Raw genomic sequence first — 9,804 nt, forward strand, 5'->3', positions numbered from 1 at the left:
GCTGTTTCGGCCACGACGTGTGCAAGTTCCGGGCGGCGGTCGTAAGCCTCCATCGCCTCATGGATCGCGAGGGGCACGTCAAAGATGGAGTCCGACTCCTGCCGGGTGAAAATGGTGCGCTCGATCCACGCCGAGGTCGCCAGGAGTAGGTCGACGCGGGTGGGGTAATACCGAAAGACGGTTCGTTCCCCGACGCCCGCGCGCAGGGCGATGAGGCGGAACGAAACATCGTCGGTGCCCACCTCCTCAATCAGCTCACAGTAGGCAGTGAGTATCGCCACCTGGGTGGGAGAGAGCTCCGGAGCGGAGCTGGCATCGGCCATTACGAAGCCCAACTGACCTGGGGCACTATCGCCATGGCCCGGCTCATGGCCCGGTCAAATGCCTCGAACGTCTCATCAGCGTTCATGTCGAACCCGGTGCGCATCCGAGCCCAAAAGATCGGGGAGGCGAAGTACTGTGCGGTCGCCGCTATGCGCTGAGTATCTCGGCTGTTGAGAGTCGGTGCTGCGGTGGTGAGCACGGCAAAAACTACCCGAGCGAGCGGAGTCGGCTCAGACCCTGCGGTGGGGGAGAGCGAGGCGCCGCGCGCCGCCACGAAGGCGCAGCCGGGCGCCCTCTCATAGGCTCGGAATCGCTCGCGGACAGCAGTGCGAAACTCCTCTGGCGTGCGAATCTGGGGGAGTGGAAACTGGTGGGACTCGATCCACTGGGCCAGCGCCTCCAGCAGGTGGGACCGGGTGGGAAAACGACGGTAGATCGTGCGCTCAGAAACCGCAGCGGCCTCGGCGAGATCCAGATAGGAGATGTCCTCGAACGTGCGCTCTCGCAGGAGGGCGACCGCGCTTTCGAGGATCGCCGCCTCGGTATCAACCGGCTTTTCCACCACGCCTCCTCCTACTTCCGTATCCCGACTCCGGGTAACTCGCCAGGCTCTGGCGGAAGCACATAACGGCCGGAGCGATCGAGCGACAGAGCGAGCGACGAAATGAATTGAATCTCTCCGTGCGGCCCCCGTTCGGCCGAGACCATCATATCGGGCCGCTCAAACATGTAGCCGGTGACGTGGCACCGCAGCCGTTCCCCGGAAGGGTTGCCCTCGCTATCGAGAATGGGGGAGGGGATTCCGTCGCTGTGGCGCCGAAGGTAATACCGGCCGCGAGTGAGGATGGCCATCAGGGGAGTCAGCACGAGGGCGACGCCGATCGCGATAAGCACGGAGAATGGCCGCAGATCCGGCCCAAAAAGGCCAGCGAAGCAGGCCAGAGACAACAGGGACGCCAGCCCCACAGAGGTTAGCCCCACGGGGTTCCAGTTGTGCAGCATCCCTCTCCGAAACTCGGGAAAGAGGGGCGAGAGTTTGAGCAGATATTTGTTGATGGCGATATCGGCCGAGATAGTGACCAGCCACGCCATCACCACGTTCGCATACAGGCTGAGCACGAACGAGATCAGGCTGAACACGTCCATGAGCATGAGCGCCAGAGCGATGGCCAGGTTGAAGGCCACGAACACGGCGCGACCGGGGTAGCGCTTGCGAACCCTCGTGTAAACGTTCGACCAGGCGAGCGAGCCCGAATAGGCATTCGTGACATTGATCTTGACCTGCGCGACGACGATCAGGATGAGGGCAAGGCAGAGAGCGATCCAATCCGGCAATAGCGATTGGTACATTCCGAGAAACTGTTTGACCGGCTCGACGGCCTTATCCCCGATCGTGGGATCGACCTTCGTCACCAGGTAGACGGCGAGAAAGACACCGATGAGCTGCTTGGTGCCGCTGAAAAGCACCCAACCGGGGCCGCTAAAGAGAAACGACGCCCACCACGACCTGCGGTTCGATGCGATTCGCGGCGGCATGATGCGGATGTAGTCGATTTGCTCCGCCAGCTGAGGCGTTAGCGCGAAGCAGACCGACGCGCTCGCGACAATCGCGCTGAAGCGCACCGTGCCGCCGTCTGCGCCGGGGAATCCGAGAAAGTCGGTGACCGTGTCGGGCTGCGTGAAGACGATCCAGATCAGCGGCAGTAGCGCGAGTGCGAGCCAGAGCGGGGTTGTCCAGTACTGCAAGCGTTCCAGCGCCCGCATCCCAAAGATGACAATGGGGATGACGACCACGGTCGATACGAGGTACCCGGCGGCAAGCGGCATGCCGGTGGCGGCCTGCAGCCCCTGCGCCATGATCGCCCCCTCAAGGGCGAAGAAGATGCAGGTGAATCCGGCGAAGATGACCGTGGTGATGATGGAGCCGTAGTAGCCGAAGCCAGACCCGCGCGCAATGAGATCAAGGTCGAGGTTGTAGCGCGCAGCGTAGAACGCTACCGGCACGCCGACGGCAAAGATGATGACGGAGGCCAGCAAGATTCCGAGTGCCGCGTTGGCGGTGCCGTGCTGGAGCCCGATGCTCGCCCCGATTGAAAAGTCGGCGAGAAAGGCGATCGACCCGAGCGCTGTGCCGCCGATCGATAGCGCGCTCCACCGTCGGAACGACCGGGGAACGTAGCGGAATGCGTAATCCTCGAGACTGTCCTCGGCGGCCGCGCGCGCGTCGTCGGCTCGGGCCACTCGTCGTCACCCCCAAGCTCATCCGCGATGTGACGATTCTTCCAATGCTGTGTTTCGCGCGCGTTTCGGGAGCGATTCGTTCACGGTCAGATCACCATTGCGTCGTGGACGGCGCTCATCGCCACCGTGCCGCCTTCTCCCGACTGTGTCACCCGTCCCGATGCGAGCACGACATACTTCTCCGCAGCCTCCAGGGCGAAGCCAATGTGCTGTTCGACCAGCAAAACGCTGAGCCCATCCTGGGCTAGCCCGATGATGGTGGCCTCAATCTCGGCGACGATGGTGGGCTGGATGCCCTCGGTCGGTTCATCCAGAATCAGCAGCTTCGGCTCGGTGATCAGCGCCCTGGCGATAGCCAGCTGCTGACGCTGGCCACCAGAGAGCAGCCCCGCCTTGCGGGTGGCGAACTGCCGAAGAGCCGGAAAACGCTCAAGCATTTCGGCGATCTTCTCTTTGCCGTTGCGCCTGCCGTCAGCGACGAGCTGGAGGTTCTCCATCGTGGTCAGCTGACCGAACGATTGCTGCCCCTGTGCGACATAGGCCATCCCCCGTTTGACCCGCCGGTTGGGCGCCAGGTGTGTGACATCGTCGCCGTCGAACATCACGATTCCGCGCGTCGGACGGATGAGGCCAATCGCGGCGCGGAGCAGCGTGGTCTTGCCTGCGCCGTTGTGGCCGAGCACGGCGACAACCTTGGGCGAGCTGGGAATCGAAACACCCTGGAGCACACTGGTCTGGCCGTAGCCAGCGTCGATGTCGATCATTTCAAGCATCCGAAGTCCTCACATTCCCATGGTCGCGAGAGGCTCTGCGCCCGCGGTGCCGAGGTACACGGCCTGCACACGGGGGTCAGCCTGCACCTCAGCGACAGACCCTTCGCTGAGCACTTTGCCCTGGTGCAACACCGTCACTCTCGTCGCAAACCGGCGCATGAAATCCATGTCGTGCTCTACGACAAGCACGACACGATTGGCGGCGATGCGCCCCAAAAGCTCGCCGGTGGCGGTGCGCTCGTCGAGACTCATGCCGGCGACCGGCTCGTCAAGTAACAGCACTTTTGCGTCTTGCACCAACAACATCGCAATCTCTAGCCACTGCTTCTGACCGTGCGACAGGATGCCGGCAGGAGTCGCCAGTTCATGGCTGAGTCCCGTCTCGGCGAGCGCCGTTTCGATCGCTGAATCACGTCCCCGGCGGGCCCGCAGCAGCGAGAGTGACGACCGGTGCAGGCCAGCGGCGATGTCAAGGTTCTGCATGACCGTGAGCTCTTCGAAAACGCTCGCGGTCTGAAAGGTGCGTCCGACCCCGAGTCGCACCGTCTTATGGGCCGGCTTTCCCAAGAGTTCTTGAGCGCCGAGCGTGGCCGACCCTGTTCCCTTGGACAGCCCGGTGATGGCGTCGATGCAGGTTGTCTTGCCAGCGCCATTAGGCCCGATGAGAAACCGAACTTCGCCGGGGTGGGCATCGAACGAGACTCCGTCGACGGCAACGAACCCATCGAACTCGACGCGCAGATTGGTTACAACCAGGGATTCCTGTGCAGCAGTCATTTTCTTACTCCGTCCTTTTCGGGTATGGCGCCGATACCGCGGGTGCCGCTGCGCGTGGTCGCCACACCAGACCACTGACCTTGCTGAAGATCGACGACAACCCCATGGGAACGAAGACGGTTACCAAGATGAAGACCATTCCGAGGATGTAGATCCATCCACTGGGCCAGCTTGAACCGAGGCTGGACTGCCCCCATCCCACTGCCATCGCCCCCAGGGCCGGGCCGAAGAGCGAGGCCCGCCCGCCCAGCGCCACACCCGCAATCATCAGGATGGAGGCGGAGGCTCCGATCTCTTGCGGTGTGATGATGCCGGCGAGTGGCACAAACATGGCCCCAGCGATGCTGGCCATGACGGCCGCGATCACGAAGGCAACCAGCTTGATGTTGGCGGGGTCGTAGCCGAGAAAGCGCACACGTTCCTCGGCGTCACGCGTGGCGATGAGTAGCTCACCGAAGCGGCTTCGGTTGAGCTGCCAGACCACCACTAGGCACACGATGAGCAACGCAGCCGCGATGAGGTAGACCATGAGCTTGTTGTCTTCGTCGTTGAGGACGAAGCCAAAGAAATACTTGAAGTCGCTCAGCCCGGTGTCGCCGCCGGTTTCGCGGATCGTCGAACTGATCAGCACGGCCATAGCCACGGCGAGCGCCTGCGTGAGGATCGCGAAATACGCCCCCTTAACCCGGCGCTTGAATAGCGCATAGCCGAGAATAGACGCCACGATCACGGGCAGGATCAGGATGGCGAGCACTGTGAACGCCTCACTGCGGAACGGCTCCCAGAAGGCCGGGAGGCCCGCCAGCGGGTCATACAGGATCATGAACGTGGGGAGGCTGTCTGGGCCAGCCGTCTCGAGGGTGAGGTGCATCGCCATGGCATAGGCACCCAGCCCGAAGAAGACGCCCTGGCCCATGACGAGCATTCCGCCCCGACCCCAGGCCAGGCCGATGCCGACCGCGGCGATCGCCAATGCGCAGTACTTGCCGAGGTTGTTGATCCAGTGCGCATTGAGCGTCAGCGGGGCGATGACCAGGAGGAGGGTGGCGAACACCCCGATGCCGATGAGAGGCAGCCACGGTCTCAGTTTTGTCATGCCAACCCCCTGGTGCGCACGGTGAAGAGCCCCTGTGGGCGGAACTGCAAGAAAACGACGACGAGCACGAATGCGAGCACCTGGGCGAGGCTTCCCGTCGTCCAGTCGGCGAAGAACGCCATCCCGACACCCACGACCCATGCGGCGATCACCGTGCCCTTGATCTGGCCGATGCCACCCGCAACGACGACGAGAAAGGCCGGGATGATGTATTGCGCCCCCATCTGCGAGTTCGTTCCGCCGATGAGGGCTGCCGCCACACCGGCAACCCCGGCCAGGCCGGACCCGACGAAGAAGGTGATGCGGTCGACGGCGCGAGTTGGCACGCCGCTGGTCTCTGCAAGATCACGGTTCTGCACGGTTGCACGGATACGGCGGCCGAAGGAGGTGTATTTGAGCCAGGCAAACAACGCGGCCACGCAGAGGGCGGCGAGCACGATGGTGAACACCTGTCGGAGGGGCCAGTTGTAGCCGAGAACGGCGAGCTGACCGTTGAGCCAGCTCGGCTTCTCAACAGGCACTCCCTGCGCGGGGAAGATCTGAAGCGCGGCCTGCTGAAGGATCAAGCTCACACCGACGGTGACGAGAAGGGTATCGAGTGGTCTGCGATACATCCACTGAAGGATGCTGACTTCTAATAAGAGGCCCAGGAGTCCGGCGCCAAGAAACGCGAGCGGCAGAGCCAACGGGATCGAGAGATCAGTGAATGAAATGACCTGCTGGGTCAGGTAGGCGATGAAGGCGCCGGCCATGAGGAATTCGCCATGCGCCATGTTGATCACCCCCATCTGGCCGAAGGTGAGGGTGAGTCCGAGTGCCGCGAGCAGTAGCAGCGCGCCTTGCGCTGTTCCGTTCAATAGCGGCGGTATGAGTGCTTCCACGTGCGGTCACTCTCTGTGCGGGGGAGATTTCTGGATGCGGATGTGGTGCGCGGGGCCCCATGCCATTGGCATAGAACCCCGCGCGCCGTGATTGCGACCTAGCCGGCTGCAGCTACAAGGGCCTTGCGGACATCCGCAGGGAACCAGTCGTACTGCTCCAGGTAGGGGTCGGGCTCGATCACACCGTCCGACGCCCAGACGATGTCGAACTGGTTCTGTGCGTTGATCTTGCCGATGTGGCCAGGCTTGGAGATGTGGTGGTTCTCGCCATTCAGCGTCACCGTGCCCTCCGGTGCGGCGAAGGTGACCCCTCCGGCTGCTGCGGCAGCGTTCACATCGTCGACCTCAAACGAACCGGCCTTCTCGACCAGGGCCTTGTAGAGGTACATCGAGATGTAGGCGGCCTCCATCGGGTCAGAGGTCACCCCGCTGCTGCCGGGGTAGGCCTTCCACGAGTCGATGAACTTGGCGTTGTCGGGGGTCTGAAGCGACTGGAAGTAGTTCCATGAGGCGAAGTTGCCCGTGACCTCGTGACCCATGGCCGGGGCCTCTTCTTCGGCGATCGACACCGAGATGATCGGGGTCGTGTCCGGCGTGAGACCTGCGTCGTAGTACGCCTTGACGAAGCCAACGTTCGACGAGCCATTGATCGTGTTGAAGATGAAGTCGGGCTTGGCCGCTGCGATCTTCGCCACCTGAGTCGTCCAGTCATCCTTGTCGAGCGGCACGTATTCCTCGCCGACAATCTCGATGCCCAGCTCGGCCGCATACAGCTTGATGATGGCGTTAGCGGTACGGGGGAATACGTAGTCGGAGCCCGCCAAGAAGAGCGTCTTCACACCCTGGGATGCGAGAAAGTCCATCGCAGGAATGATCTGCTGATTGGTGGTTGCGCCGGTGTAGTAGATGTTGGGCGATGCCTCGAGACCCTCGTACTGCACCGGGTAGAAGAAGAGGCCGTTGTGCTTCTCGACCACCGGCTTGACGGCCTTGCGGGACGAGGAGGTCCAGCCGCCGAAGATCGCGGCGACACAGTCCTGGGTGAGGAGCTTCTCCGACTTCTCGGCAAAGGTCGGCCAGTCGGTTGCCCCATCTTCTTGGACATATTCGATCTGCTTGCCGAGGATTCCGCCGTCGGCGTTGATCTCGTCTGCCGCCATATGGAGCACGTTGGAGACCGTCTTCTCGGAGATGGCCATGCCCCCGGTGAGGGAGTTGAGAAAGCCGAGCTTGATCGTGTCGCCGGAGGTGTCGATGCAACTGGCGGCGGCCGGCGAAGCGGACTCCGTCGTGTTGCCCACCCGGGCGCCGCATCCAGAGAGTACTAGTGCTGCGGTCGCTGCGAGCGCCCCTGCGGCCAGGAGCGTCTTGGTGCGCCCTCTGCTGGTTATGAGCATGTAGAACTCCATTCGATGTGATTCGGTGCGAGTCTGAGGGCGGTATCTGCCAGAACACTGCCGACTGCTGTGGATGTGTTCACCCTGGGCGCCTGGCATTGCCCTGCCATTTCCGGAATGTATCGCGCTAGTAAACAGTTCCTCCGCGCTCGGAGGCTCGATGCCTTTAAACACGGCGGACTAGCGGATAAGCGGCGGAATCCTCAACGGGTGAAGCGCTTTGCGACCCTCCGGGTTATGGCAGACTCCTGACATCCAGCCTCCGCCGTGGGTCTCGGATCAATGGCAGTGAACCAGCATTAGTGACGTGAGAGGGGACAGCGTGCACTTGACGCCAGCGGATAACGAGAAGCTTCTTCTGGCCGTAGCGGGGATGGTCGCGCGGGATCGGCTTGAGCGCGGCGTCAAACTCAACTACCCGGAGACGGTCGCCCTGCTCAGCACCTGGGTCATCGAGCGCGCCCGCGAGGGACGCGCCGTCGCCGATCTCATGGTGGAGGGGCGAACCGTGCTCAGCCGCGACCAGGTGATGGAGGGCGTTGCAGAAATGCTCTCCGACGTTCAGGTCGAAGCGACATTCCCCGACGGGCGCAAACTCGTCACCGTGCACGCACCGATTATTTAGAGGGAGTGACCAATGGCAGGCCACAACTCGTCCGGCCCCGGCGCTATTCGGGTGCGCCCCGGCACCATTGTGCTCAACGGCGATCGCACCCCCGAACAGCGGCTCACCCTCGTCTTTCTCAACACGGGGGACCGCCCCATTCAGATTGGCTCCCACCTCCATTTGCCCGACGCCAACGCGGGGCTGCAGTTCGACCGCGCCGCGGCACACGGCTTTCGGCTCGATATTCCCTCGGGAACCTCCCAACGCTTTGAGCCCGGTGCCTCCCGCGAACTCGCCGTCGTGGCCTTGCTCGGCAACCGTCGGGTTCCCGGCCTCCAACTCGGCAACCAGAACAAGGAATCACTCGATGGTTGAGATCCCCCGCGATGTCTACGCCTCCCTTTACGGCCCCACGCAAGGTGACCAGGTGCGCCTGGGGGACACCGACCTCTGGATCGAGATTGAGCACGACCTGACCGCCGGGGGTGAGGAAGCCGTCTTTGGCGGCGGCAAGTCCATTCGGGAGTCGATGGCGCAGGGGACGACCAGCCGCGCCGATGGCGCCCTCGACACGGTGATCACCAATGTGATCGTGCTCGATTGGTGGGGAATCGTGCGCGCCGATGTTGGCATCCGCGACGGACGCATCGTCGGGCTCGGGCGCTCCGGCAACTCCGATATCGCCAATGGCGTGCACCCCGCCCTCGCGATCGGACCCTCCACCGATGTGATCTCTGGCGAAGGCAAGATTCTCACCGCCGGAGCGATCGACTCCCACGTGCATCTGCTCTCGCCGTCACAGATTCACGAGGCGCTCGCCACGGGCATCACCACCATCGTGGGCGGCGGCACAGGCCCTTCAGAGGGATCAAAGGCGACAACGGTGACCCCAGGCGCCTGGCACTTGCAGACCATGCATCGCGCCCTCGACGCCCTGCCGGTGAACTTTTTGCTGCTGGGCAAGGGCAACACCGTCTCGGCAGAAGCCCTGCGGGAGCAAGCCCTCGCCGGAGCCGCGGGTTACAAGGTGCACGAGGACTGGGGCTCAACCCCTGCGGCGATCGATGCGGCACTGCGGGCAGCAGAGGAGTTCGGACTGCAAGTGGCCCTGCACTCCGACTCGTTGAACGAGTCTGGATTCGTTGAGTCGACCGTTGGCGCGATCAACGGACGCTCGATCCACGCGTTTCATGTGGAAGGCGCGGGAGGGGGTCACGCCCCCGATATCCTCAGCATCGCTTCGTTGCCGCACATCATTCCCGGCTCGACCAACCCCACGTTGCCCCACACCGTCAACACGGTCGCCGAGCACCTGGACATGCTGATGGTCTGCCACCACCTCAACCCGGCGGTGCCGGAGGATCTCGCGTTCGCGGAATCGCGCATTCGGGGCACCACCATTGCCGCCGAAGACATCTTGCACGACATGGGTGCGCTATCCATCGTCTCCTCCGACGCCCAAGCGATGGGGCGCATTGGTGAGGTCATCACCCGGGCCTGGCAGGTCGCCCACGTGATGAAGGCCCGCCGCGGAGCGCTCTCCACCGCCCTGCCCGCCGACAATGAACGCGCGCGCCGCTACGTTGCCAAGTACACGATCAACCCCGCTGTTGCGCACGGCATCGACTCAGAGGTGGGGTCGGTCGAAGTGGGAAAACTCGCCGACCTCGTGCTCTGGGAGCCGAAGTTCTTTGGCATCCGACCCTCC

11 protein-coding genes are annotated in these 9,804 nt (G+C 63.2%); 3 read left to right on the forward strand and 8 right to left on the reverse strand.

Annotation, left to right across the window (positions count from 1 at the left end):
* The 8 genes from AC062T_RS00755 to urtA all read right to left on the reverse strand — a co-directional run.
* Positions 1 to 323, reverse strand: a 323-nt coding sequence (locus AC062T_RS00755) for a TetR/AcrR family transcriptional regulator (RefSeq protein WP_476026465.1), incomplete at its 3' end; no start/stop codon positions are given.
* Positions 323 to 889 (reverse strand): TetR/AcrR family transcriptional regulator, encoded by a 567-nt coding sequence (locus AC062T_RS00760; protein WP_476026468.1) that lies wholly within the window; start codon positions 887 to 889, stop codon positions 323 to 325. The genes AC062T_RS00760 and AC062T_RS00755, both read right to left, overlap by 1 nt.
* 8 nt (positions 890 to 897) lie before the next feature.
* The gene (locus AC062T_RS00765; RefSeq protein WP_476026470.1) at positions 898 to 2,565 is read right to left on the reverse strand and encodes a purine-cytosine permease family protein; all 1,668 of its coding nucleotides are present in this window, start codon (positions 2,563 to 2,565) and stop codon (positions 898 to 900) included.
* Between the two features lie 86 nt (positions 2,566 to 2,651).
* On the reverse strand, positions 2,652 to 3,338 hold the full coding sequence (locus AC062T_RS00770) for an ATP-binding cassette domain-containing protein (protein ID WP_476026472.1): 687 nt from the start codon (positions 3,336 to 3,338) through the stop codon (positions 2,652 to 2,654).
* A gap of 9 nt (positions 3,339 to 3,347) precedes the next feature.
* Complete coding sequence (urtD, locus tag AC062T_RS00775) at positions 3,348 to 4,115, reverse strand: urea ABC transporter ATP-binding protein UrtD (protein ID WP_476026474.1); 768 nt, start codon at positions 4,113 to 4,115, stop codon at positions 3,348 to 3,350.
* A gap of 4 nt (positions 4,116 to 4,119) precedes the next feature.
* Positions 4,120 to 5,211, reverse strand: a complete 1,092-nt coding sequence (gene urtC, locus AC062T_RS00780; protein ID WP_476026476.1) for an urea ABC transporter permease subunit UrtC — start codon at positions 5,209 to 5,211, stop codon at positions 4,120 to 4,122.
* Positions 5,208 to 6,092, reverse strand: coding sequence for an urea ABC transporter permease subunit UrtB (gene urtB, locus AC062T_RS00785; RefSeq protein ID WP_476026478.1), 885 nt, complete (start codon positions 6,090 to 6,092; stop codon positions 5,208 to 5,210). Before urtB ends, urtC begins: the two co-directional genes overlap by 4 nt.
* Before the next feature lie 98 nt (positions 6,093 to 6,190).
* Positions 6,191 to 7,489, reverse strand: a complete 1,299-nt coding sequence (urtA, locus tag AC062T_RS00790; protein WP_476026480.1) for an urea ABC transporter substrate-binding protein — start codon at positions 7,487 to 7,489, stop codon at positions 6,191 to 6,193.
* Between the two features lie 322 nt (positions 7,490 to 7,811).
* On the opposite strand from urtA, the gene AC062T_RS00795 reads away from it, so the two are divergent.
* The 3 genes from AC062T_RS00795 to ureC all read left to right on the forward strand — a co-directional run.
* Positions 7,812 to 8,114: an urease subunit gamma gene (locus AC062T_RS00795; protein ID WP_476026486.1), complete on the forward strand. Its 303-nt coding sequence runs from the start codon at positions 7,812 to 7,814 to the stop codon at positions 8,112 to 8,114.
* 12 nt (positions 8,115 to 8,126) lie between these two features.
* Entirely contained in the window at positions 8,127 to 8,471 is a 345-nt protein-coding gene (gene ureB / locus AC062T_RS00800; RefSeq protein WP_476026482.1) for an urease subunit beta, read from the forward strand.
* Positions 8,464 to 9,804: urease subunit alpha (gene ureC, locus AC062T_RS00805; RefSeq protein ID WP_476026484.1), on the forward strand; the 1,341-nt coding region annotated here is incomplete at its 3' end. The genes ureB and ureC, both read left to right, overlap by 8 nt.

Source organism: Homoserinimonas sp., assembly GCF_056262345.1.

Coding starts and splice junctions, on each gene's coding strand:
- AC062T_RS00770 (WP_476026472.1), bottom strand. CDS start 3,338: ATGCTTGAAATGATCGACATCGACGCTGGCTACGGCCAGACCAGTGTG.
- urtD (WP_476026474.1), bottom strand. CDS start 4,115: ATGACTGCTGCACAGGAATCCCTGGTTGTAACCAATCTGCGCGTCGAG.
- urtC (WP_476026476.1), bottom strand. CDS start 5,211: ATGACAAAACTGAGACCGTGGCTGCCTCTCATCGGCATCGGGGTGTTC.
- urtA (WP_476026480.1), bottom strand. CDS start 7,489: ATGCTCATAACCAGCAGAGGGCGCACCAAGACGCTCCTGGCCGCAGGG.
- ureB (WP_476026482.1), top strand. CDS start 8,127: ATGGCAGGCCACAACTCGTCCGGCCCCGGCGCTATTCGGGTGCGCCCC.